At 31.3% G+C, this 527-nt stretch carries 1 protein-coding gene; it reads right to left on the minus strand.

What is annotated here, in order from left to right:
• On the minus strand, positions 1 to 527 hold a 527-nt coding region (locus ACFSAH_RS14065; RefSeq protein WP_379663376.1), incomplete at both ends, for a restriction endonuclease subunit S.

The raw sequence follows: 527 nt of genomic DNA on the forward strand, positions 1-527 counted from the left end.
TCAATTATTTTGTTTTGGGTTTGAATTCTTTCGTCAAGTAAAGCTAAAAAGGAAGAAATTTTCTTTTGTTCTAGTGGAGTTGGGATACCAAAAAATCCACTTTCAACAACATTCCAATCTGCTCTTGGCATTTTGGAGCCACTTGATTGATTTGCTAAATCAATAAATAATTTAGTTTGGACTATTCTATATAAAAAATCATTTGAAATATTCTTTCCTTTTAACACCCAAATTTCAGATGAACATACACCATCAAAAGGAGCTTGAAGATATTTTTTCAAGTAAGGTCTTAACTTTCCAAACAGTACATCTCCTTCATTGAAAACATTTTTTATACTTCCTGATGTACTTCCATCAATATAGCCAAGTAATTGTCCTGTATCTGTAGTTAAATGTTCCATTTCTATACATTTAATAGAATCAGTCTCATTTGCTGGATTATATTTTTCAGATTTATTTGTTGCGACTTCCCCCAACTTCTTAGTTTCCCATTCCTCCTCAAATCCAGGAAATCTCAAATTAGGAAC

The organism is Pseudopedobacter beijingensis (genome assembly GCF_042678145.1).
Taxonomy (GTDB): Bacteria; Bacteroidota; Bacteroidia; order Sphingobacteriales; family Sphingobacteriaceae; genus Pseudopedobacter; species Pseudopedobacter beijingensis.